Annotated in this window: 13 protein-coding genes and 4 pseudogenes; 7 read left to right on the forward strand and 10 right to left on the reverse strand. The window is 60.2% G+C overall.

Annotated features, from left to right (window positions below; genetic code table 11):
- Positions 1-91 precede the first annotated feature (91 nt).
- Positions 92-220: a hypothetical protein gene (locus AMK02_RS32495; RefSeq protein ID WP_010068000.1), complete on the forward strand. Its 129-nt coding sequence runs from the start codon at positions 92-94 to the stop codon at positions 218-220.
- 456 nt (positions 221-676) lie between these two features.
- Here the strand turns inward: AMK02_RS32495 and AMK02_RS24355 are convergent, their stop codons facing one another.
- Positions 677-2,704: a type VI secretion system Vgr family protein gene (locus AMK02_RS24355; RefSeq protein ID WP_004680430.1), complete on the reverse strand. Its 2,028-nt coding sequence runs from the start codon at positions 2,702-2,704 to the stop codon at positions 677-679.
- A 549-nt stretch (positions 2,705-3,253) separates the two neighbouring features.
- Between AMK02_RS24355 and AMK02_RS32620 the strand changes: the two are divergent.
- Positions 3,254-3,391: pseudogene (locus tag AMK02_RS32620) on the forward strand (CoA ester lyase); the annotation flags it as partial.
- A 105-nt stretch (positions 3,392-3,496) separates the two neighbouring features.
- Here AMK02_RS32620 and tssG read toward each other — a convergent pair.
- From tssG to tssA, 7 genes and pseudogenes are all read right to left on the reverse strand, one after another.
- Positions 3,497-4,468 (reverse strand): annotated as a pseudogene (gene tssG / locus AMK02_RS24360) (type VI secretion system baseplate subunit TssG); the annotation flags it as partial.
- On the reverse strand, positions 4,432-6,318 hold the full coding sequence (gene tssF / locus AMK02_RS24365) for a type VI secretion system baseplate subunit TssF (RefSeq protein ID WP_008536039.1): 1,887 nt from the start codon (positions 6,316-6,318) through the stop codon (positions 4,432-4,434). The pseudogene tssG and the gene tssF, both read right to left, overlap by 37 nt.
- Positions 6,318-6,821, reverse strand: coding sequence for a type VI secretion system baseplate subunit TssE (gene tssE, locus AMK02_RS24370; protein ID WP_004680427.1), 504 nt, complete (start codon positions 6,819-6,821; stop codon positions 6,318-6,320). The genes tssF and tssE overlap by 1 nt, the downstream gene beginning before the upstream one ends.
- Positions 6,822-6,907: 86 nt before the next feature.
- Positions 6,908-7,441 (reverse strand): Hcp family type VI secretion system effector, encoded by a 534-nt coding sequence (locus AMK02_RS24375; protein WP_004680426.1) that lies wholly within the window; start codon positions 7,439-7,441, stop codon positions 6,908-6,910.
- A gap of 115 nt (positions 7,442-7,556) precedes the next feature.
- A complete protein-coding gene (gene tssC, locus AMK02_RS24380; RefSeq protein ID WP_004680425.1) occupies positions 7,557-9,044 on the reverse strand; it encodes a type VI secretion system contractile sheath large subunit in 1,488 nt (495 codons plus the stop codon).
- A 2-nt stretch (positions 9,045-9,046) separates the two neighbouring features.
- Positions 9,047-9,601, reverse strand: a complete 555-nt coding sequence (gene tssB / locus AMK02_RS24385) for a type VI secretion system contractile sheath small subunit (RefSeq protein ID WP_016737476.1) — start codon at positions 9,599-9,601, stop codon at positions 9,047-9,049.
- Positions 9,602-9,636: 35 nt separating this feature from the next.
- The gene (gene tssA / locus AMK02_RS24390) at positions 9,637-10,629 is read right to left on the reverse strand and encodes a type VI secretion system protein TssA (protein WP_004680423.1); all 993 of its coding nucleotides are present in this window, start codon (positions 10,627-10,629) and stop codon (positions 9,637-9,639) included.
- A gap of 93 nt (positions 10,630-10,722) precedes the next feature.
- On the opposite strand from tssA, the pseudogene AMK02_RS31430 reads away from it, so the two are divergent.
- Positions 10,723-11,079: pseudogene (locus AMK02_RS31430) on the forward strand (IS3 family transposase); the annotation flags it as partial.
- A gap of 1,248 nt (positions 11,080-12,327) precedes the next feature.
- On the opposite strand, the gene AMK02_RS24395 reads toward AMK02_RS31430, so the two are convergent.
- A complete protein-coding gene (locus AMK02_RS24395; RefSeq protein WP_237358367.1) occupies positions 12,328-14,997 on the reverse strand; it encodes a hypothetical protein in 2,670 nt (889 codons plus the stop codon).
- A 965-nt stretch (positions 14,998-15,962) separates the two neighbouring features.
- Positions 15,963-16,510: pseudogene (locus AMK02_RS30610) on the reverse strand (transposase); the annotation flags it as partial.
- Positions 16,511-17,163: 653 nt separating this feature from the next.
- Here AMK02_RS30610 and tssK point away from each other — a divergent pair.
- From tssK to tssM, 4 genes are read left to right on the forward strand one after another with little or no spacing between them, the layout of a single operon-like run.
- Entirely contained in the window at positions 17,164-18,519 is a 1,356-nt protein-coding gene (gene tssK, locus AMK02_RS24405) for a type VI secretion system baseplate subunit TssK (RefSeq protein WP_016737477.1), read from the forward strand.
- Positions 18,520-18,526: 7 nt separating this feature from the next.
- Positions 18,527-19,747, forward strand: coding sequence for a type VI secretion system-associated FHA domain protein (locus tag AMK02_RS24410; RefSeq protein ID WP_210256236.1), 1,221 nt, complete (start codon positions 18,527-18,529; stop codon positions 19,745-19,747).
- Positions 19,747-21,036, forward strand: a complete 1,290-nt coding sequence (icmH, locus tag AMK02_RS24415) for a type IVB secretion system protein IcmH/DotU (RefSeq protein ID WP_008536065.1) — start codon at positions 19,747-19,749, stop codon at positions 21,034-21,036. The genes AMK02_RS24410 and icmH overlap by 1 nt, the downstream gene beginning before the upstream one ends.
- Positions 21,037-21,045: 9 nt before the next feature.
- A complete protein-coding gene (gene tssM / locus AMK02_RS24420) occupies positions 21,046-24,651 on the forward strand; it encodes a type VI secretion system membrane subunit TssM (RefSeq protein ID WP_012489525.1) in 3,606 nt (1,201 codons plus the stop codon).
- Positions 24,652-24,705: the final 54 nt, after the last annotated feature.

Here is a 24,705-nt window from a genome sequence, read left to right on the forward strand (position 1 = left end):
CTTCCGTCGCGACCTTTCCTTCCAATACCAAATTCGTATCCCGTTATGCTTCGGGGGCATGGCCAGCGTCCTCCCTCGAGCTGGACAGCGCATGATTTTTATCGCGACGTTGAACAATCCCACCATTGACATGCTGCGCAAACTCGGCCTGACAGGCATGGCCAGCGCCTATCAGGAACTCGAAACGCAAATAGAAGCGAGACACCTTCGAGCATGGTGAAAGGCTTCGACTGCTGCTCGAGGCGGCCACGCTCCGCCAGAAGCGCTTCGAGGCGAGAGCCCGCCCTGCAAAGCAGCGCTGTAACGCCCAGATCGAGAACGCTGATTTTTGCGCCGCCCGCGCCCTGATCGCAATTTCGTGACGCCGAGTGATAAAGGTATTTCATCCACCAGTTTCAGCTTGGTGGAGACCTAAACCAGACGCATTTGGAGCCGCTTGCGGCCGATTTCGCGTGGCAACTCCATCTAACTGAGGCGCAAGTTCCCGGAACAAACGCTCACGCGCGATAACCTTTCCTCATTTTCGGGCAATCTCGCAGTGTCACGTTGATTTGGTAGGTCAGCTTACGACGCCGAAGCCGTTACGCTTTTTCTCTACGCCTGCAGGGCCCTGCCGACTTAAAGGCAACGACTTCCGGACAGCCGAGGCCCAGAACCAGTTCACCTTGACATCGTGTCACTCGGGCGTAACAGGCGGCAGCCCGAGTGTCGCAATAAGCTTCATTATCGACGGCGTGGGTGGACCCGGTGTCGGCGGCGGCATGGAGACGATGGACCCGAGCCGCGGAGGCGTTGCCATAACGCCAATCATCGTGCCGATAATGGCGATCCCATCGCCGCTGATTTCGATGGCCTGCGGGCCGGTTCTGCCCGATACTACAAGGCGGATCTTGTCGGGTGTTACCTCGACGCGGCTACCTAAGGCCGCTGCGGCAGGGGAGTCGGGCGCGGCGCCGCCCGAGGTCAGGAGGAAGTGTCTCTTGACGTCGATGCTGTAGATATTCCCGACCTCGACGGTATGATTCTTCTGGGCCTTCAAATAGACCTCCTCACGGCCCTGCTTGTCCTCAAAGCGCAGTTCATTGTAGGCATTAGCGGCGCCGCCATCGGTATGCGTCCGGAAGGTCGACCGCGTTTTGTCGGTCGGCAGGGTTTCAGGCGGCAGATTTGAGCCATTGTATACGACGCCGGTCACCAGGGGCGTGTCGGGATTGCCGTGGATGAAATCAACCACGACCTCATGGCCGATCCGTGGGACGACCAGGTTGCCAAAACCCTTACCAGCGAAGTTCTGGGCCACCCGAATCCAGCAGGAGCTGTTCTCGTTCTTTCCGCCTTCTCGGTCCCAGAAGAACTGAACCTTCACACGGCCGTACTTATCCGTCGCGATCGACTCGCCCTCGGGGCCCACGACGACGGCCGTCTGCGGTCCGTGAATCAACCGCGCCGGTGTGCGGCGCCTCGGTCGGTACTGGGTGGTCGCGGGGATAATCTCTACGTTGCTGTGATAGAGGAACCGCTCGCCCTTCCCCCCCACGGTGTCCGCAGTGAGATCGTCCCCCACCTCACCGATGACAGTGAAGTCCTGTCCGACTGCCAGAAAGCGATCGGTGGGTTTCGGGCGGGAACCGACCTGGCCGTAGTAGAAGGGATTTGCCGCCTTGAATAATGACCCGGTCGTTATCTGGCGCGCAGTGCTTTCGATCCGCGCGCGATAAGCGTTGCAGGCGAGTTCCTCGGCACGGATGGTGGCGTAGAAATCGCCATCGCTTTTTTTTGTATACTGGCCTGGATACTCGAAGACCTCCCGCATTGCCGTGCAGCCGCTGCTTGCCGACGAGGTCTCGCCCGTTCTGACCGCCACGCTCTCCCGCGGTCGGGTGATGGCGCTTCCCGTGAGCTTGCATGGCGGAATGCCGCCTGTCCTCACGGGAGGAACACGCGCGACAGACGTCAGTTCTGCCATCGGCTTCTCATGGTCATAGTCCCTGAGAACGACCTTGTTCGGCTGTAGCGATACGACCTCGTCCCAATGCAGGATGACATCTTCTTGGTAAAGACTTCGGGCAGGCCTGAGATTGTGGTGGGTCTCTACGATCTCAGGCGTGCAGGCCATGTGACTCGCGGCGTTGTCGACCAGCACCAGGTCATGTTGGTCCTCAGCATGTTCAAAATAGTAGTAGATGCCGTCCTGCTCCATGAGGCGGCTGACGAAGGCCAGATCCGTTTCATCGTACTGGACGCAATATGGGCGCTGTGGGAACCGTCGGGCGGTCTGATTCTTGAAATTGCCTTTATGTTCTCGAAAAATCGTGGTGATGATCTCGATGCTCGTCTTGTTCTGAAAGACCCGACTGTTAGAGCGATGCTCGAGCAATGAAATCCACGGCCGCACCTGCGCCACGTAGTTGAGGTGCTCGGTATCGTCGAGGCCGAGATATTGGAAGCGCGTAACAACACCGTTGAAGAAGCGGGTTTGCGAGTCCTTGAGCTTAAGGCCGATTGTCAGGTTTTGACCGGGGATCGTAGCAAAGTTCTGAACTGGATTGCGGCTGGCGAGCTTCACCTCGTAGAGGAAAGGTTCCCCCAGCCGCTCGGTGCCACTGAGCCGCCGGAGAGAGATTTCATTCAACTCGGACGCGGCCGAAGTGACCGCAACAAAACGATTGTGCCTTAAGAGACTCTCGATTCTTGACTCGACCATGGTGGTGTGTGTTCCGCAGATTTGATGAGAAGGCGCGGTTGCGCCCGATGGCGTGAGTAGGATGCTGCCGAAGCCATCGGCGAAGATGCCGAAAAGCGTTTATTTCGTGCATCGAAATCGCCGACCGTTGCTCAGCCAAGATGTCTTGCTGGCCCGCATCGTCAGAGCCAAGCGGGGGAGGGCGGGGTGAAGAAAGCGTGTGGGTCTCTTGGAACTCACCCACGCTAAATCCCACCCAAATCTCGCCATGCGGCCTTGTAACATCGATGAGTTGGCGGATTCCGGCGGTGCTAGCGACGACGTGTCTCCTGGAAGATTCAACCAGGCCCAGGGCGCAGCGCCCGAGCGGACAACCACGGTGGTCGAGTTTCGCCGCGATCGTCGGCTCGATAGGCCTCTCCGCTGCTGAAGCCTCAAGGGCGTCAAAATGGCGATAACGTTCCAAAGAGGCGTCACGGCGAATTTTGCAAAGGGCCTTGGCGGTCCCATTGCAGTTTGCGTTGAGCTTACTGAAGAGAGTCGAGCTTCCGATGCTTGTCATAACGGGCCTTCCAAGCCGCCGCCCGCCGTGCCGCCGCACTTGGTATCGAGGTTACGTGGGCCATTCACCCGTTCCAGATCGATCTCGCCAAGGAGATCTTCTCCCCGCCCGAAAAGAAGGTCGAGCGGGCCCGCCGCATCATGGATGTCCGTTTCAGGAGAGTGCCATGCGGCAGCCGGTGGGCCCCGGTCAGTCGGGGTAGTTGTCAAGTCATCGGCGTGCTGGCGCGTTTTCCGCTTGCCCATCCAACTGGACCATCCGAGTCTGCCGCAGCGACCCAACTGCACTTCCGGGACCTGCTCCTGACGGAGAACGAGGTTAATCTCCCAGTCAAGTTCATCTCCAAGGTAGTTGCAGATGATCTCCGCTATCGACTTAAGGCCGGGAGCTGCGGGCAGAAGCGATTCGTAATGAGCCAGGCTGAGGGGACCCACAATGAGTCGGAACCGATGGTGCCACACTCTGACCCTCGCACCTGCAATAGCGTTGCTGTTCAGCGTGCCCGTGGCCGGGTCGCGGCCCAGGAGGCAGAGCGATATGCGGGGCAGATCCACCCACTTTGGGACAAATTCACGGATATCAACCGGCGCCTCGACGAAGCTGGCGAGGATGGCAGCGAGCCCCTCGGCGTTGCGGGTGTGTGAGGCGAGACGGCCGGTGAAGTGGAGTTTGGCCAGATCAGGCATAGCATCCCGCGCGCGCAGGGAGGTCATCCCGAAGCCGGCTAGCGCGCCGAGCTGAAGGGCAAATCGATCTTCTTGTGGCCTGTCATAGCTCACGGTCGGTTCGCCCTCCGCCCATGCGCGGAAGAAGAACGAGGCCATTCGATGATGAAAGGTATCAGCAAATCGGATCAGCGTCTCATCCGCGGCGTTGTGCTGCCGGAGAAGGGCGTACTCCGTCAGATGCAATGGGAGGGGACCGTGGGGTCCAAACAAGCCGAAGGCGTAGGTGGAGATTACGGGGTCGTTCTCCTCGTGCGCAGTCACGCCCGCGATCGATCGAGTCGGAAATGCAAGGGAGGGCTGCTGGGCGATCCGCACGCGATCCAGGCTGGGACCGCTCGATTCTCCCAGCCGAGGCCGATCTGAGCAGATTGCATCGATCCGCCGCAGAGCCTGGAAGAAGTCGCAGGCATGCGGTTCGGCCCTGAGCGAGCTTAGGAAGTCGCCGAGTGCCCCCGAAATCAAAGGATCGCCCGGCGGCCGGCCATCGTCGGCCATCGCATTACCTCCCCGCGCTGTAGCGTCGAGACGACCATCTCGGTGAAGCTGTTGATGGATACGTATTTCGCGAAGAACTGGTTGAGCACGGAGGCGAGCGGAAAGATGCCAACGCCTTCGAAGGCCGCTTCGTCCAGGATGATACCAACCTCAATCCCACGTGCTACGGCGGCTTGTCCACCGCTGGACAATCGCCTGACCGCAGGCCTGGACCGAATCTCCCGGATCCCGTCGATCTGCCGTGAGGCGAAGGCATTGACTGGATCGACGTAGAGGCGGAGGAGTTCACGTAGCGCTTCTGCGCCCCGGTGGTCGTTCCTATCGGAATTGCTGATCGAGAGGTAGTTCAGTGAAAGATGGCTAATTAATCGCCAAGTGATATCGCCATTGGCGAAGGAGTGGCGCGGTCGGCTCGGGGGCGATACGCACCGGGTGGCGGTAACTGGAGCGCCGATTTCCAGGGTGAAGTCTGTCTCGTCCCGGCCGATCGGCAGCAGCAGCGCCAGATCCCGGTTCGAGCACAGGCAGTTTACAGACAAATGCCGGAGTTCCGCCGAATAGGGAGCCGCTTGGCGATCAACTAGAGAAACGAACGTTTCGCTGCCGATGTAGCCAGTCCGCGCGCCATTTAGACGCTGGTGCTCCGACATGAGGCGCTGCTCCCGGCGGATCGCGTAGTATCTGGAATGCTGCTCCTCCTGACCGTGCGCGCTGATGCTATAGAACGGGTAGAACCTCACGGGAGCCGCTTCGTTTTTCGCCCCGTCTCCGCTCATCTCGAGGATCGAGTGGACCTCAAAGTCGAGCGGCCTCATCCTGTCAACAATCACATGATGCTCGGTGTTCTTGTCGCTCACGTGGACGAGATCTGCCTGGCGTTCGAAGAGATTAATCGCGGGCGTTGCGAAGAGAACGATATTTTGGGGTCCGAGCTGTCGTTCCAGCCGTGGCTCGACACGTCTGAGTGCGAAGACGATCTCAAGGGTCTCGGCAGTTGACAGGGCTACTGCGTCTGCCAGCCCGCTAACCTCGACGAACAACGTCCGCTCCGCGAGGGCGAAATACTCCTGTAGGAGACGGTACCCGTCGAAAGAGCGTGGCACCTCGGGCAGGAGAGCACAGCTCGGCTCCAAACCGCGTTGCTGCAGCGCATGAACCGGAATCTTTTCCTGCCAAGGGATAGGCCGGCCGACCGGACGGGCTATGATATTGCATGCGTCACCGAGAAGCTGTTCGGCGAGTGCGGCGCCGATGCCACCGGGGCCTGTTAGGTGCAGTGTGAGAGCCTCTAGTCCGAGTTTATTGAACGGCATGCCATTGGTGGTGCGAAGGCGTAGTCGCAAAGCAGCCTTCGCATCTTGCCGGGCCGGAAGATCCAGTGCGGCGATCTGCCCCGGCGTCGAAAAATAATCGGCAGCGCTCACCACAATTGGCCAGAGATGCACATCATGGGCCGTGCGGAACTCGCAATGTGTGACGGCGCCCGGAGCAAGACGGCCCAAAAGCTTGGTTCCCCGCGGCACGAGGTATCCATTTTCAAGTCGTCCGGCATCCTGGTCGGGCTCGAAACGGACGATCGTCATCGAGGGGAGCGGCGGTAGAAAATGCGGATAGACCATCTCCAGGAGGTGCTGGGTGAATTCCGGAAAGCGAGACTGAAGCTTCAATTGCACCCGCGCCGCCATGAAAGCGAAGCCTTCCAGAAGCCGCTCGACGTAGGGGTCGGCGACCTCCGCTGATTCCATCCCGAGCCGGGCGGCGACCTTCGGGAATGCGCGGGCGAACTCGGCCCCCATCTCGCGCATATAAGCAAGTTCGTCGTTGTACAGTCGCAGGAGCCGGGGATCCATCAGCTTATCTCTGTACCGAGATGAACGCGGGCGGATTCGAGCTCGGAATCTACCTCCGTACGCATCACCATTCGCACCGGCAACGGCTGCGCCCACAGATCGGCTTCGATCCTAAAGCGAAAAGTGCCGCAACCCTGACCATCGTCCAGGACCGTGACCTTCAGGGTGTCCGGTAAGAGACGCGGCTCAAAGCGCTGAAGGCTCTCGATTATCGCTTCGCGCAATGCGCTCTTATCCATCCCTTCGCGAATTTGTCCGCTGAGAGGCCAGGCACCATAATTAAGTGCACTGGCCGCTACGTGAGGGTACGCTTGTAGATCTACGGTTGCACCCAATTGATTGGTGTTCAACAACCAGGAAACATCGCGTAGAATCACCTCTTCCAGTTGGCGAACAGAGAAGCTGCGCTTGTCCTGCGCTTCACACGAGCTGCGCGGCTCATCGTCCGTAAGCCGGTCCAGGAGGGATGGTTGCACGAGATCCCGCTTAACATCTCTGCCCATGTTACAATCTCCAGGTGCAATAGCGACGAGTCGATCCGTCGTTTTCGCGCGCAGCCCCGAATATTCCCGGGTTGCCGATGGCCCCATCAGCCGACGAGCCTATTGAAGTCGGTGCTGTTCGCGATTTGGTTCCAGATGCCCTCGCCGGCTTTGGTAAGAGCGCCTTTTTCATCCTGCCTGTAATAAATGACCTTGCAGGCGCCGAACCGGAATGTGATCGTCTCCTCGGGGGCCTCTTCCGCATAGGACCACTCGACCTTCTCGACTACCAGCATGTTGAAACTCCAGTGCAAGAACAGGTTCGATTCTGATGTAGCTTGTCCGCTCCCCGTCGCTTTGAAAAGTTTCAGTTCGACGCTATTGAAGTGGGCGCCGCGACCACAGGCAACGTACAGAGAGGGCGATGACGTATCCACCTGCTTCTTGATAGTGAAGACCTCGAATTCGGCCTTGCCCGCGCCCGCCCCGGCGGTATGAGGCCCAATGTTCAGCTTGTTTTCGAGTGAAAAGCTCCATTCGTCCGCTAGGGTGATACCGTCCTTTAGAATGATAGATTCGCCCTTGGGCAAAATGCCGTCCTTGGACGCTTGCGTGAATTTTATAACCGCGTCGAACGCCATGATGGACTTTCCTTTTCTCGTTGATCTGATTGGGCCTGGATTGCATCGGCCAGCCCGGGGCAGCTATTCCGGAGTTTTGGCGCCGAGAACGGAGCACAATCATCTGCGGGTTTTCTCAGTCCTTGCGGGCGGATGGCAGGCGCGAGACAAGTCTCAAAGAGATGGTTAGGCCTTCGAGCTGGTAGTGTGGCCGCATGTAAAATCTCGCAACGTAATATCCGGGATTATCTTCGACCTCTTCCACCTTGACCTCGGCTGAGGAGAGCGGCTGCTGTGCCTTACTCTCTTCGCTCCCAAGCTCGGGCGAGGGGTGGACATAGCCCTGAATCCATTGGTTGAGCCACTCCTCGACCTCGTGGCGCTCCTTGAACGTGCCAATCTTGTCCCGGACCATACACTTCAAATAATGTGCGAAGCGGCAGGTTGCGAAGATGTAGGGTAGCCGGGCACTGAGTTCGGCGTTCGCTGACGCGTCGGGGTCTTCGTATTTGACCGGCTTGTTAATAGTTTGAGCGCCAATAAATACGCCGAGGTCCGTGTTTTTGCGGTGCAACAGCGGTAGAAGACCGTTTTTGGACAGTTCGGCCTCACGGCGGTCGCTGATCGCGATCTCAGTGGGGCATTTTAGGTCGACGCCACCGTCGTCGCTGCGGAAGGTATGTACCGGCAGACCCTCGACCAGGCCGCCGGATTCGACGCCACGAATTCTGGAGAGCCAGCCATAGAGCTTGAACGAGCGCGTGATATTTACGCCCATGGCGTAGGCTGCGTTCGTCCAAAGGTATTTCTCGCTGTCGCCGCCGTCTGTGTCCTCCTCGAAGGCGAATTCATCGACCGGGTTGGTTTTGGCCCCGTAGGGCAGCCGGCCAAGGGTGCGTGGTAAGGTCAGGGCCACGTACCGAGAGTTCTCGCTCTCGCGGAACGCCCGCCAAGGGGCATGTTCGGGCGTGAGGAAGATTTTTGTGATGTCACGCGGGTTCGCAAGCTCACGCCAAGAATCCATCTGCAGCAGATGTGGTGAGACGGCAGATATAAGCGGTGAGTGGCTCGCCGCCGCGATCTGCGCCAGTCCCGAAAGCAACTCTACGTCCGGTGGGGTATGGTCGAAATAGTAGTCGGCAATCAGGCAGCCATAGGGTTCACCGCCGATTTGGCCGTATTCGTCTTCGTAAATTTTTTTGAATAGCGGACTCTGATCCCAGGTGACACCCTTATATTTCCGCAGAGTTCGGGACATCTCCACCTTTGAAACTGGGAGAACGCGAATCTTCAACGTTTCATCGGTTTCGGTGTTGATGGCAAGGTGATGCAAGCCCCGCCAAGCTGATTCCACGCGCTGGAAATTTTCGTGATGGAGGATCTCGTTGAGTTGTGCAGAAAGCTTCTGGTCGATCGAAGCAATCATTGCTTGGATAGTCGTGACGACATCGTCGCTGATTAGCGACGTGTTTTGAAGTGCCTGCTCGGCCAGTGTTCGGACGGCACTCTCCACCAAGTCACGGGAGTGGTCCGAGCGGATCTTGAACTCGAATCGAAGCATGCGGGTGAAATCGCCGAGATCAACGGTGGCGACCTGTACATCTGTGGCATCTGCAGGCATCATGATCAGTTCTCCTCTGTGTCTGGGGATGGCAATGGCGGAGCGGCAACCAATGCATCAGGCTTCTCAGTCTCGATGCCATTGCCGAGGGCGCTTAGCAGTGCCGAATCCGCGAGGAAGTGGGTGAGCAACTCTTCGGCACCGTTCTTACCGTCCATATAGGCCAGCAGATTGGAGAGCTCCGTTCGCGCCTCGAGCAGCCTGCTAAGGCTGTCGACCTTGCGCGCCACGGCCGCCGGCGAGAAATCTTCGAGCCGCTCGAACGTCAAGTCGACAGCGAGTTGGCCTTCTCCGGTCAATAGGTTCGGCACCCGCATCACCACCCTGGGCCTCAGCGATCTGAGCCGATCATCGAAATTGTCGATATCGATCTCCATCATCTTGCGCTCCGCGACAGGGGCAAGCGGCTCGGCAGCATTGCCGGCGAGGTCGGACATCACGCCGACCACGAAGGGAAGCTGAACCTTCTTCTGAGAGCCATAGGTCTCGACGTCGTATTCGATCTGTACGCGAGGCGGACGAACCCGCGCGATGAACTTTTGACTACTCGCCTTTGTCATGTGTTCCACTCTCCTGATAGGGAAGATTGCGCACGTCACGTGCCCTCGCCGACCGCCAGACCGGCAATCGAACGGTATTGGGCAACCCCTTCTGGCGCCAACTCTTTGATAAGAGCCATGAAGTCCTTCGAGACAAGTCGCTGCGCGCGCTCCAGGAGGGCTGGCAGCGGGCTCGCGGGCTCATTCACCTGGTACCAGTGGCAAATGCGGCCAAGAATTTCGACAACGTCATCGCGGTTGCGGATCACTTCGGGGTAAGAGGCCTTGCTAGAGTCTGGCAATGGAGATGCCGGGGCTGCAGGCTGGGCCCTTTTCCGATGGGCGTCGACCAGATCCTTGGCCTGGGTGAGTAGCACTATCAGAGGGTCGAATCGAACGGCCTCGTCACTCGCGACGTGCTGCCGAACACTCGCGTCTAGATGGGTGGCGGCTGCCAGGCTGGCGTGGAGACCAGTGCTGATCTGCTCGAGCTGCAGTGGATCGGTGTCGATGAAGGCGTGCTCGATGGTCGAACGATCAATTTCCGTAGATTGGGACCGTAGCGCACCAGCCCAATCGCGGAGCGTGAAAGTCCCGAATTGCCTGGAGGAGGTGAGTGGGACTTGGCGTATTTCTGCCAAGAGCCCGGAGAGATCGCAGAGGCTCGCTAGAGCGTTGAGGCGAACGGTCTGATCTTCGTCATCTTCTGGATCCGGTCGCGGATGTAGCTCTGACCAGTAGAGCTCGACATAGGCCGCGAGCAGCTCAAGCCCCCGACTTAGACCAGAGAAGCCGAACTGACTGAGGGCGGATCGTGTGAGCAAGATTCCGACTCTTAGATCCTTAGTGCGGGCAGAAAGGTCGAGGCCAAGCCGCCACACCTCTGTCCAATCGGGAGCCTCCTCGGTGGCGATGGAGTCGCCTATCTGCTGGTGCGGCTTGCCATGCGACGCTATCTCCAACTCCAGGAAGCTCAAATCGTAATCGAGAGCATCCCCGCATGCGTTGCCGTCGCTGATCGGTTTTAATAGATGATCTGCATCGAGCATGACCCAAATCCCAGTTTTCCCGACATAAAAGATCGTCGCGCCTCTGTTTCTCAATGTTTAGCAATGAGCAGACGCGATTGCTCATGCACAATCGACATTCGTATATGTCGTGAATGCTTGGGGCGTGAATGCCGCCGCTTCGGATCTTGACGCAGCTATGTGCTGCTCAGGCGCGAGGGACACCTTGTGAACAACAAGAAGCTCTTCCGGGTCCATCGGGAGGAGAAGCTCACGATGCGCAAGCGCCGTGGCCGGAAACGAGCGAAAGGCAAGCGTTGGTGTTGATCCCGCTGGCTGCCAATGATCGTTGGCGCGGGTTCAGGCTTCTGATGGTCGTGAGGAAAGCCGGACTCTCGTCGCCGATACTTCGCTCTCCGGCCTGCGGTCGCCTGTGGACTGGATCGGGTTATCGAGGAGCGTGGCAAGCCAAGCACTCTGGCCTCGGCTAACTAACCCTGCAGAGTTCGCCCAGATCGGCAACCCGCGACGTGATGCAGTGCTGCGCAGCCGGAATGGTCTCCGCACCTAAACCCGCCGATGCCGCCGCAGATGCGCAACCCACCGCTGGAGCGAACCCCAAACTGGATAAACTTGACGGTACAAGCTCAGCCAGATTGAATTGACATCGTCGGGCAGTCGTTGCAAAGGGCAACCTGCGGAGTACCGTTGCAAACGTGAGCCTGAAGGCCTCCAACTACGAAGTCTTCGCGCGGCCGCCTCCGCGCCAGTTGCTGCATAAGGTGGATGGCGTCCTCGGCGATCGCTCTTGGGGGTGTCGGCGCCATCGCGCGTGCAGCGACCCGGCGTCAGTGGTAGAACGGCTCGAGCACTTCAACGGCATTATATCTCCTGCGCTCCGCCGGACCGCCGCACGAGGCATATAGGGCGACAATCTGGATGAGATCCGTATTGACCGCATGTAACGATGCTCCCCGAGATTCGCACGTTGCCTCATTCATTTTGCTCCCAGTTGGAGCGAAGGAGTGGGGTGCGGAGATGGCGGGGTTTCGCAGCGGCCGGCCTCCTTCGTGAGCGCCATTGCCGTTTTCGACGGAAGTCGAAGGTTAATAACCATCGTCGCGGTATTTACTTTTGACAATGGGTGTGATGCGGCTTTGCGTGATCTTCTAAAAAGAATCGAGTCCCGCCGCCAATCCCCCGTTCTATCGCGCACCTACCGCATCCCAACGTGACTGTCGACCCTGCTTCCATTAGTCGTGCAGGGCAACCACGCGGTCTCTCGTGCAGATCCCTGCGATTTCGAATTGACGGACACCGACCCCGTTTGACGGTCGTGGAGTGCACGCACTTAGTCACCCTAGCCGCCCGCGCACTGCAACCCCGCTGTAGCGATCCTTCTACCTCTATGCTAAAGAAAGTTTTGGAAAAACTTGCCTCGTCGCCATCGTTCGACGGCGGCCTTGGCGCCAATCTTGCGAGGAGCGGGCTGATGGTCGCAGCGGCATGCGAGCCGACATTCTGCGCTCCCGACCGTCGAAGACGAGGTCGCTCTCGGCGTGTTAGTCAGCCGGAATGCGCCGGCCGTCGTGCCCCTAAATATCGATCTCGAGCCAGGTATTGGCCTCCAGACTGAAGAAAAATTCGGCGCTCTCACATGCTCATGCAATCCCGTGGTGGACAACCAACGCACATGATGGTGCAGTTCCTAGGGAATGTGGTGATGAGTCATGAGCCGTCCTATATCACCTTGAACGCTGCCCTCCTGGCTATCCGTTTCTTCGAGGCACCCACGATTATGGCGGCATCGGCGGCGCTGAGATCGGGATGGGCCGCCTTCAGTGCGTCTGCCCACGCCCCCTTGCTCTGCCCCGGCAGCTGCGGTGTCTGCCTAGCGATTTCGTCCAGCCTCGCCTGGTCCTGGGCCGACACCGTCTGGAACGCCGTCCTCACGGCGATATCGCGCCTTACGGCACCCACGACTATGGCGGCATCGGCGGCGCTGAGATCGGGATGGGCCGCCTTCAGCGCGTCCGCCCACGCCCCCTTGCTCTGCCCCGGCAGCTGCGGTGTCGCCGCCTTGATCTCGTCCAGCCTCGCCTGATCCTGGGCCGACACCGTCCGGAACGCCGCCCTCCTGGCGATATCGTCCCTAAAGGTGCCCAGGATGGTGGCGGCATCGGCGGCGCTGAGATCGGGATGGGCCGCCTTCAGCGCATCGGCCCAGGCCGCATTGCTCCCCCCCTGCCGCGGTGTTGCCGCCGCGATTTCGTCCAGCCTCGCCTGGTCCTGGGCCGACACCGTCCGGAACGCCGCCCTTTTAGCAATATCCTGCTTTATGGCACCCACGATTACGGCGGCATCGGCGGCGCTGAGATCGGGATGGGCCGCCTTCAGCGCGTCCGCCCAGGCCGCATTGCTCTGCCCCGGCAGCTGCGGTGTCTGCCTAGCGAGTTCGTCCAGCCTCGCCTGGTCCTGGGCCGACACCGTCCGGAACGCCGCCCTCCTGGCGATTTCGTCCTTTGCGGCGCCCACGATGGTGGCGGCATCGGCGGCGCTGAGATCGGGATGGGCCGCCTTCAGCGCGTCCGCCCAGGCCGCATTGCTCCGCCCCTGCCGCGGTGTCACCGCCGCGATTTCGTCCAGCCTCGCCTGGTCCTGGGCCGACACCGTCCGGAACGCTGCCCTCACGGCGATATCGTCCTTTAAGGCGCCCACGATTGTGGCGGCATCGGCGGCGCTGAGATCGGGATGGGCCGCCTTCAGCGCGTCCGCCCACGCCCCCTTGCTCTGCCTCGACTGTCGCCGTGTTTGCCTGGCGATTTCGTCCAGCCTCGCCTGGTCCTGAGCCGACACCGTCCGGAACGCCGCCCTTTTTACAATATTATGCTTTACGGAACCCACAATTATGGCGGCATCGGCGGCGCTGAGATCGGGATGGGCCGCCTTCAGCGCGTCCGCCCACGCCCCCTTGCTCTGCCCCGGCAGCCGCGGTGTCTGCCTAGCGATTTCGTCCAGCCTCGCCTGATCCTGGGCCGACACCGTCTGAAAAGCCGCCCTCCTGGCGATAACCCGCTTTACGGCGCCCACGATGGCGGCGGCATCGGCGGCGCTGAGATCGGGATGGGCCGCCTTCAGTGCGTCCGCCCACGCCCCCTTGCTCTGCCCCTGTAGCTGCGGTGTCTGCCTGGCGATTTCGTCCAGCCTCGCGTGGTCCTGGGCCGACACCGTCTGGAACGCTGTCCTTTTAGCAATATCCTGCTTTACGGCATTCACGATTATGGCGGCATCGGCGGCGCTGAGATCGGGATGGGCCGCCTTCAGCGCGTCCGCCCACGCCCCCTTGCTCTGCCCCGGCAGCCGCGGTGTCACCGCCGCGATTTCGTCCAGTCTCGCCTGGTCCTGGGCCGACACCGTCTGGAACGCGGCCCTTTTAGCAATATCCTGCTTTACGGCACCCACGATTATGGCGGCATCGGCGGCGCTGAGATCGGGATGGGCCGCCTTCAGCGCGTCCGCCCACGCCCCCTTGCTCTGCCCCGGTAGCTGCGGTGTCTGCCTGGCGATTTCGTCCAGCCTCGCCTGGTCCTGGGCCGACACCGTCCGGAACGCCGTCCTCCTTGCAATATCGTCCTTAAAAGAGCCCACGGTTATGGCGGCATCGGCGGCGCTGAGATCGGGATGGGCCGCCTTCAGCGCGTCCGCCCACGCCCCCTTGCTCTGCCCCGGCAGCTGCGGTGTCGCCGCCTTGATCTCGTCAAGCCTCGCCCGGTCCTGGGCCGACACCGTTCGATACGCCGCCCTCCTGGCGATAACCCGCTTTACGACGCCCACGATTACGGCGGCATCGGCGGCGCTGAGATTGGGATGGGCCGCCTTCAGCGCGTCCGCCCACGCCCCCTTGCTCTGCCTCGACTGCCGCGGTGTCTGCCTGGCGATTTCGTCCAGCCTCGCCTGGTCCTGGGCCGACACCGTCCGGAACGCCGCTCGATTGACGAGATCGCCCGTTGAGGCCCCCACGATTATGCCGGCATTCGCGGCGCTGAGATCAGGCGCCAACGCCAGCGGCCTTTGAGCATATAACGTCTGCCTGCGGCTGGGCCTGGGATCTGCGTCCTTCTCAGTAGTCCGCCTCTTGCGCCCGCCACCGGTCGGATCGCTGGGCTCCGCGGGCACCTCGGACATGGCCGAATGCTCCTCTCTTCCACCCGGCACCTCGGTGGGCCCGGCAACCGCTGAGGCTTCTAAATTCCCAAGGCCATGCAGCCCCCCGCGCTGAGGGCCAGTCTCCAGCGGCTGGCCCTCGACGAGGTGAATAGTGCGATCGGCATTATTGTATTCATCTGTTGTCCTCGTGAGGTTGAACGCGGTCTCTGCCGGGACGACCGGAACTCTCGTCAGTTCCGTCATGTCAGCCATCATTTGCGGGGTTTGTTCTTCAGGGCTTTGAAGCTCGGTCGGCGGGCTTGGCTGGTCGACGCTTAGCCTTTCCACGTAACGCAATACCGAATTCTCTTGCCAGATGTCGTCCGAATTGAAGTTGTCGGCCACTTGATCGACACGCGCCACTGAAGACTGCGCTCTTTGATCCGCTGGGTGCCGGCCCTCATCCGGCCGCGAAGAGCCCTGCCCCTTAGTCCGAGGGTCCCTGTCAACCATGCTCACCCCCCTGGGATATGGCCTTCAGGAAACAAGGGGTCAGCTGTCGGGCACCGACTGCTGACGGAAGGTCAGAATTTATCAGGGGCTCAAGCGACTTAACCAGAGTGCAAGGGGCGCGACTGCGACCATCGACCGCTCCAGCTTGCCGAGCCTCGTTCGGACGCCGCTCAATCACCGTGGGTCCCGTTTTTTGCTGTTGTGGCATGGGGCGGCTCTGCGGAATCGAGCTCAGGTGACGGGAGGCCGGCAGATCCCGAAGACATGGCCAGGCCGTTGATAACTGGTAGCGTAAACGCATCATTGCAGCAGAACCTCAAAAACCACGGAGAAGAGCCCGCGATTCAAACTAGCGCAGTCCCGGTATTGGATTGCATGCACAGGTGATATGCTCGCATCCGGTTAGTGAGCGGCTATGGCGCAGCTCCTGCGTGAACCCATAACGACAGCGGCGATCCTTCGAGAGATGCAGCGACGACCCGTTCTCCAGACCGGAGGTCCGTGCTTGATGTGGCGATCGGCTCGGATTGCTATCAACGCTGACGGCCGCCGGTGCCGCGCAAGCCGGTTACGACGAAACATCGACATGATCTCTTCTATGGTGGGATTGGCCCAACGATACCAGGGTAGTGGCAACTGTCGCCAATTGCGGCGCCAGTGAGGTCGGCCTTCGTCTTCGAACTCCTTGCTGGCTTCCGCTAAACAACGCGGCCTTATCACAAAAGGCTGGGAGATCTAACGATGATCCCGGCATCCGGACTTCTGCGCATTGCCGGCCGGTAATAGCGCGAAAGACTTGCAGCAATCGCAGCGCCGGCGGCACCCGTGACTAGTATCCGCACTGCCTGGCCCGTAACAATGCGCTGTGACCAGCGGAAGCCGATCTCGTGGAAAGACAAGGCATGCTGCGGGCTGATATGATGAAAGACGCCGGCAATGGTGCGGCGGACCCGGGACCTGAAACCTCCCACCGAGTGGACGGCGACTTGGACGAATTCGCGGCTCGAATGCTTTACGTTCTCATGCGTAGCAAAGCTCTTGCCAATCGCCATGAACGCCTCACCGCCCATCAGGCAGGTTGCGGTTCGATCCCTTTCGCCGTCGCGCGCCCTGCATGTATCGAAAGGCCTTTTCGGCCCCGTCCAGGCGGTAGACCGTCCGGATCCATTCTCGGTCGCTCACCGAGATGAAAACGGTCGATCTCCACCGTGCCATCTTGCATGTGCTCGCGCGCCAACATGAGGCGCAGCGCATATCCCATTCGCTAGCTATTGGGCATCACCAAATGTGGAAATGCCTATCTTCGCCGCATGAATGATCCATGCCGCCAGGCTGCTATCCCGCACCTGGCGCGAACCGGGACTGCAACCGGTTCGTGGATCGTGTCCAGGAGGTGGTTGTCTAATCGCTAAACTGGTCGTCAAGGTGCTTTAGGGGCGGCGGCGCGTGAAGACGATGTTGGCGGCGGCACTGCCTCAGCGTATTCAGGAACATTTTCGACGAGGCAATGCGCATCACGTGTCACCTTGCCTGTTGCGCTGCTCTTTTGGCCCCGTACTTGCGGCGCCGGGTCTCAAGGCTTCCGGGCGGTCATTTGCGAGATTCATCCCGTACGAGTGACAGGACAGGCGAATTGGCGCGTTGTAGGTCAGTGTGAACATGAACGACCAATAAGGCTCTGAGGGCAACGGGCTACTGAGCGACAGTCTAGATGAGACCCCTTGCTTGTCGCGCTGCAAGGGGGCTCATGACCAATCCTGATGAGCTTCGGCGCTTGCATATCTGAGCTGTCCCGACACGCGATGCCCTTCTACCAGCGCATTGTTGGATATCAGATGTGCATGCAAGGGGGCAGTGAAGCTCTGCTACTTTTACGGAGAAAGCCGTTCTGTCAGGTGGACGCGAGGCGAGTCTTGAATGTCGTGGAATAATAGGGTCGTCTGGTCGGAGGGCTTGTTCCTCCGCCCGCAGCATTTTCAGCAGGCCGATCGTCACGTCGAACAGCTGGTGCGCAGCAGGACGGCGGTTTTGCATGGGTACGGGTGGGGTATCAGCGAGCTGCGGCTCAATCGAGAGCTGCTTGGTCTCGGTAAGATCGCCATCGAAGCGGCTCGCGGCGTCTTGGAGGACGGGATGCCCTTCAGTATTCCTGACGAAGCCAACCAGCCAACTCCCTACGACGTTCCGCCGGATTTTCGAGATTCGCTTATTCACTTGGCGGTACCGTTTTATCAACCCGGCGCTCTTGAAACCGACGCGCAAGCGGGAATTGACGTACCTATCCGCTTCGCAGTCTCCACTGAGGATGTTGTCGACACCAACGCTGGCGAGCGAGGCAGCGCCTCCATCGACGTAGCGAGGCTGGATTTTCGACTGCTGCCGGACGCGGCAGACCGGTCTGGCTACACTTGCATCCCAATCGCCCGTATCATAGAGGTCCGGGCCGACCGACAGATCATTCTGGACGAAACGCACGTGCCGCCAACCCCCGACTGCGCCAGCTCCCGGGTCCTCTCGAACTACATCACTGAGATCACCGGCCTGCTTCACCATCGTGGTGAAGCTCTGGCCACTCGGGTCTCCCAGTCGGGAACGAACCGGGTTGCAGAGCTCGCGGACTTCCTTCTGCTGCAGGCGATCAATCGGTACGAGCCGTACTTCTGCCACCTGTCCAAGGCCGCCGTTGTAAATCCGGAATCGCTGTATGTTCTCATGCTCCAGTTGGCGGGTGAACTAGCCACGTTCGCCCGCGTCGATAAACGTGCCCCGACCCTTGGTGTTTACAAGCACGACTCTCTCGCGGAGGCGTTTTTGCCAGTGATACAGTCGATCCGGGCTTCGCTGGGTGCAGTGATTGAGCAGACTGCGGTCCCCGTACCGCTGCAGCGGCAAAAATACGGTGTCCATGTGGCTGAGGTGGCCGACCGCTCTCTCTTTACGACCTCGAGCTTCGTGCTGGCTGCTCGGGCTGATATTGAGGTCGAGCGCCTCCGGCGCGAGTTCCCGTCTCAGATTAAGATCGGCCCGGCGGAGAAAATCACGGAACTCGTCAATGTCGCACTGCCCGGCATTATCATCAATCCCCTACCGGTCGCGCCGCGTCAGATCCCCTTCCATGTTGGATTCAGCTATTTCGAGATCGATCAAAATAGCCGCTTCTGGAAGGATATGCCCCAATCCGCCGGCTTGGCGCTGCACGTTGCTGGCGACTTCCCAAATCTCGAAATGGCTCTCTGGGCCATCCGAGCCGGACAGAACCCACATTTGAGTTAGCCCACCAATGCCCCTCACGCTACGTGTACACAGCAATAGATGTAGTTTTCCGGAATATCTCGTGCCGGGCGACGCGGCTGGTGGACTGACTACCAGCCGAGCAGGCAACAGCCTGGTTCTGCCGGATGATCAGCAGATGGTCTCGAAATCCCACTGCTCAATCGAGTGCATGGCACGGCGATACGTACTGATCGACCGAGGCCGCGACGACACATGTCAAAATGACGAGGCGGTGCCGCTTCCGTCAGAGGCGCCGGTCGCCCGGAAAACCAGCGATGTTATTCAGATCGGCGCCTATATGACCGATGTCGTCGCGGTGTCGCCTTCGATATCCATTGCGGAGAGTGCCGCCGAACCGGAGGGACAACTTGCAGCGACAAGTGAGGAGTTGAGTCTTCTTGGCCCCCTCGAAACGGCCTCGTCGCTCCTGGCGGGCAATTGCACCCGGGGTGAAGAAGCGCTGCTGGACCTGAGGGACGGCGAGTTCCTACCATTGCCGTTCTTAGGCACTCGTTTAGACGCGCTGGCGGGCATGATGAGAAGTCCGTGGGATATCTACGCAGACAGTGTGCCAGATCGGGCCCCCATCTTGACGCAACCCAAGGTGGAGCAATCATCTCGCCAAGAATCATCGAGCGGCGGTCACGGCTTTCCTTGCCGCCTGCGGCTTATCATTGGCAGATGTCCGGAATGCCGGCATCGTAAGCGTGCTGGATCGTGCAGGGAAAATGCTTCTGTATTCCGCCGCGCTGCACAGCATACTCTCCGAGCGAGAGCTGGCGAACAATTATTCAGAAATAAGAGTTCCGACGAAAAAACCCTGAGTCTCGTTCCCGATGTCGGCGAGGCGTTGCGCGCAGTTCTGTGCAATGACTCCAGCGGGTCCCTCCGCGGAGACCTGGCCGTTGAGCAAGCCTTCACCGACCGTGGGACGCATGACGTGTCATTCGCGGCTGTGCAGAAGGCTCTGTCCAGCGTCCGTGCACGCTTGTCCCTAGCAGGGATCGAGAAGGCGATGGGGCGGCCCCGTTCCCTTTTGCACCGCAACCATAAGGCGCGAAACCGGAGTGCGTACGTGCGCGTCTTCAATGACGTCGTATCGAGCATCGAAACCGATTTGCTCCGGAGCTTCGGCGCCGACTTCGCGCGCCCAGTGCGAGAGCGTAGTCGACCCGCCCGCCGATCCCACGATGAGAGCGTCCGCTCCGAAGGGAAGTGGGCGGGTTGATGGTGGTGATTGAGGAAACGATGCCAAAATCCCAGCCACTCGTCCTCCTTCACGCCGAGGAGCAGTTGGCTGTCCCTTCGCCGTCATCGCCAGTGGCGGACGAACTTACCTGGGAGATGCTTGCGCTCGACCGACTTAATCCACTGGTCGCGGCCGCGGCGGCGCTGCTGGGTCTCAGCGCTCAGCTCAAGAGCAGTGCTAGCCATATCGACGTTGAAGCACTGCGCCTTAGGGTGCTGCGGGAGATCGATGCTTTTGAGCGTCGGATCACGCCGCTCGGATTGCCCTCGCGAGCGATCAAGGTCTGCAAATACGCCCTCTGCGCGACCATCGATGACATCGTTCTGAACACAGCCTGGGGCAGCAACAGCGTCTGGACGACGCGCAGCTTGGTGGGATCGCTGTTCAGCGATACCTGGGGCGGCGAGCGCTTCTTCGATCTGCTGACGCAATTGAAAAATGAACCGGCCATCAATATAGAACTGCTGGAGCTGCTCTACTACTGCATGAGGTTGGGCTTCGAAGGCCGCTACCGCGTCACTGCGGGAGGAGCCGCAGAGCTCAGTGTGCTGTGCGAAGACGTCTACCGCCTGATCCGAGCAGCCCGTGGTGACTTCGAGCGCGAACTATCCCCGCACTGGCGGAGGAACTCAAATAATCCGAAGCCACGCCGCACAATCGTTCCAATCTGGGCCGTCGTAGCGTTTGGGGCAGGATTACTCCTCTCGATCTATACCGGACTCCTGCATGCATTAAATGCCCGCGCCGACGCTGTCTTCAACGATATCGCGACATTGCCGCCGAACGGCGTTGTCAGATCGGCGAGAATCGCATTGCCACCAAAGGTTGTTATGAGCAGCGACCGACTGCGTAACTTCCTCGAGCCCGAAATCCGCGAAGGGCTTGTCACTGTGTCCGAGGACCCACAGCAGATCGTCGTTATCATTCGCGCCTCCGGGATGTTCGATTCTGCTAGTCCGGAAGTGAAGAAAATGTTCCTGCCGCTTCTTTTACGAATTGGTCGTTCTCTGAACGGTGAGTCGGGATCGGTCCTCCTGACCGGGCACACCGACGCCATTCCGGTGCAATCACTCGCCTTCCCTTCAAACGATTCCCTTTCGCTCGCGCGTGCGAGCGCAGCTGCCGAGATTATCAAATCCATGATGGATGACCCAGGCCGCGTGCGAGAAGAGGGCAGAGGGAGCGGAGAACCGGTCGCTTCGAACCACACGCCCGAGGGCCGCGCGCGGAACCGTCGGATTCAAATCATCATCACAAAGACACAATGAAGACAAGCCATGCAGTCAATCAAGAAAGCGCTTAGGTGGCAATGGCTCCGTGTCGGCGGGGCGGCGATCGTATGTGCCTTAATCTTCACGCTCGGACCGCATATCTCGGTCGGAGGATTTGCGCCGCTTGACAGCCTTCGCAGCCAGATCGCGGCATCGATGCTGATTCCGGTCGGATACACCGTGATCTACTTGATCCAGTCCCAGCTTTACAAGGTTCAGGCCTATTTTGAAGACCTCGTCCAATCACGAGTGTCGGGAGCGCTGGACGCGGGTGGGGCCGAGCAGAAGAAGGGAGACCCAAGGCCTTCCGACCGAAGTGTGGGGCAAGCCAGCACGCTTGCTGAAAGAGAGCTGGAGGCGATTCGTCATCGTTTCCGCGAGACCCTTACCACACTCAAGGGGCGCCGCTACGCAGGAGGTATCAGCAGGCGGTGGCTCTATCAGCGGCCCTGGTATGTGATGATCGGTCCGCCCAACTCGGGGAAGACCACAGCAATAGTCAATTCCGGGCTCAGCTTTCCGATGGCGGCGAGGTCCGGTCTGAGAGCCGCCGGTGGGTTAGCGGGTACGGAAAACTGCGACTGGTGGATCACCGATGACGCGGTGTTCGTCGACACTGCTGGGCGCTACACGGTACAGGAGGGTGATGCAGACCGGGACAAAGCGGTTTGGCGTGGCTTGCTTCGTATGCTCAGACGCTCCCGGCCACGGCAGCCGCTGAACGGTGTCTTAGTCACGATCGCAATCAGCGAGCTGAATTCTACATCCGAGGAAGTGCTCGCCGATCGCGCGCGCTGTATCCGTGAGCGGCTCCTCGAAGTGTACAGGGAGCTTCGCCTGCAACTGCCGATTTATGTGCTTTTCACTAAGAGCGATCTGCTGGCGGGATTTGTTGAATTCTTCGACGATCTGGGTCGCGAGGGGCGGGAGGCGGTGTGGGGGTTCACCTTTGCGCAAGAGGCGTCGGAGGACGAAGGCGATCCGATGGCGTTTGCCGCAGCATACGATGCGCTTGTTGGCCGCCTAAACGAAAGGCTGCTTGAACGAATGCAGCACGAAAGCAACCTCCAGCGTCGTGCGCTCATGTTCGGCTTCCCACAGCAGGTCGCTAGCCTCAAGCACCTGACGCAACAGTTCTTGAAGGAAGCCTTTGGCGGGAATTCGTTCCAGGAACCGCTTATGCTCCGCGGCGTCTACTTCTTAAGCGGCACGCAAATTGGCATGCCCTTCGATCGAGTTGCGAACGCCAGATCTCAGACCTTCGAGATCGCTCAGCCGCCCTGTACAGCGCTTCGTGGCCCGGGCCGTAATTATTTCATCAGCCGGCTGCTGCGCGAAGTCGTTTTCGCCGAAGCTGGGCTCGTCGATGCCAATCACCGCTTCGATCGGCGCCAGCGGCGGATCCGGTATGGCGCCTACACGATGATAGCGGCGGTCATTGTTACCGCCAGCGTCTTATGGACGTTCAGCTATATTCGGAATGTTCAGCTGATCGAGAGCGTTCGCCTAATGGCTGGCAGCTATGCCAGAGGGGCTGAAAAGCTGAAGCTCGACCGGGTTGAGAGTGGCGATCTTCGACCCATCCTGCCACTGCTTCAGCGGCTGCGTGATGCCAACGGCGACAGCGCGGGCGGCCGCCTATCAAGTTCGGGTCTCGACCAGAGTAAGAAAATCAAGGTTCAGACGCTCGCGGCGTACCGCCGCGCCGTGAACACCATCCTGCTGCCGCGGCTGATGTTCCGGTTGGAAACCTTATTGGTCGAGCGGCACGACGATGATCAGTTCGTCTACCAGGCGTTAAAGGTTTACCTGATGCTGGGTCAGCAGGGTCCGCTCCAGCGCGCGGTCGTCAAAAACTGGATGGCTGCCGACTGGCGAGTGATGTTTCCGGCCGAAGCCGATGCCGGCCTGCGCAGCGCGCTCGCTGATCACCTGGATGCACTCATGGAAGGGCCGCTGCCCCATAGTGAGCTTAATGGCGAACTGATCGAGAGGAGCCGCGCGAAGCTCCAGACCGTCTCGATGGCGCGCCGCGTCCTCGACATCATCGCGACCAGTCCCGAAGCCTCGCGGGCGCCAACCTGGCGTCTGGCCGACCATGCCGGGCCGCTGGCGCAGGGCGTCCTGGCTCGCAAATCGGGACAGCCGCTCAGCGAGGGGGTTCCTGGCATCTACACGAGGGCGGGGTTTTACGGAACCTTCCTGCGATTGCTGCCGCAAGTGGCTGACGCTGTCGCTGCAGAAGGCTGGGTTCTCGACTCACAGGTAGTCGCGCCGATTGCAGCCGGTGATGTGAGCCAGAAGCTGCGGCGTTCGGCGGCGGATCTCTACGCTCAGGAGTTCGCGTTGCGCTGGGACCAGCTCATTGGCGATATGTCCATCCGCCCGTCTGGGGGTATCGATGACGCGCTGCGCACCTTGAACACGCTGTCCGCGCCGACGTCACCAATGCGCCTGTTCCTTTTCGCGGCGGCGCAGGAGCTAAAGCTCAAGCAACCACCGGCTCCCGAGGACGGCTTGACGAAAGGTGACAGTGTCCCCCAGGGCGAGGTGTTGCCAAGCGAGCTCGAGGCACTGTTCCGGTCTCAACCGGCCGCGGACACGCCTGAAGCTCACGTCCAGCTCTATATGGGCGATCATTTCCGGTGGCTGCACCAGCTGGTCGAAGTGCCGTCGAACAGCCAAGCGGGCGCGCAGGCGCCGATCGACAGTGCTCTCCGGGATCTCGGCGAACTGTATCGCTCCCTCAGCCAGGCGCAGGGGCTGGCGGGTTCGAACATCTTGGAACACAACGGGCAGGCGGGCGTCGCCATCCAACAGATCGAGGCGGGGGCGGCCGATCTGCCCGAACCCATCCGGCAATGGATCCTCGGCCTCAGCCGCCACAGCTCGGACCTAACCGTCAGCGGCATGAGGCGCGGGTTGGCGAGCGGTTGGGCGGGCGGCCCCGGCGATTTGTGCCGACGGGCTACCGAAGGACGGTATCCCTTCGCGAGCGGATCCCGCCGGGATATCCCTTTGAGCGATTTCGCCCGGCTGTTCGGCCGCAAGGCGGAGATCGACACTTTCTTCGCCGAGAACCTTTCCCCATTCGTCGACAAATCCAAAGGTTCGTGGCAGTTTCGGCCAACGAGCGGTGTCGATTTCCCTATCGGCCGCAATACCTTGGCCCAGTTCCAACGGGCAGCCACGATCCGCGACACCATGTTCGATGATGCCGGCCAGGTGTCAGTTGGATTCCTGCTCACCGTCGCCGAGACCGATCCGTTGACAGACCAGGTGGTGGTAGACATCGACGGCCAGCGCCTCGAACATCGACGAGGAACGGCCGCCGCGGCCATGCATTTCCATTGGCCTACGGCCGGCGGCGTCGGCGGCGCTTCCGTCGCTTTCATCGGTTTTCAAGGCGCCACCCTCTCCAAGAGCGGCCATTGGGCGCTGTTTCGCCTCTTAAATGAGGCGGATAAGCAGCCATTGGGAGGAGGGGACCTTATTCAGGTACGACTGGTGTCCGGTCGCCATTGGGCGGTTTTTAACCTCCAGCCTGACAGCGTGATGAGCCCGTTGTCCCGCAATCTGCTGTCAGAATTCCGATGTCCAGATTTCTTATGAACGCCGGGATAGCATCCGACTGGCGCTGGGAAAGCCCTATGGGGTCACGAGACG

Origin of the sequence: Rhizobium sp. N731 (assembly GCF_001664145.1) — a bacterium.
In the GTDB taxonomy this organism is placed as follows: Bacteria; Pseudomonadota; Alphaproteobacteria; order Rhizobiales; family Rhizobiaceae; genus Rhizobium; species Rhizobium esperanzae.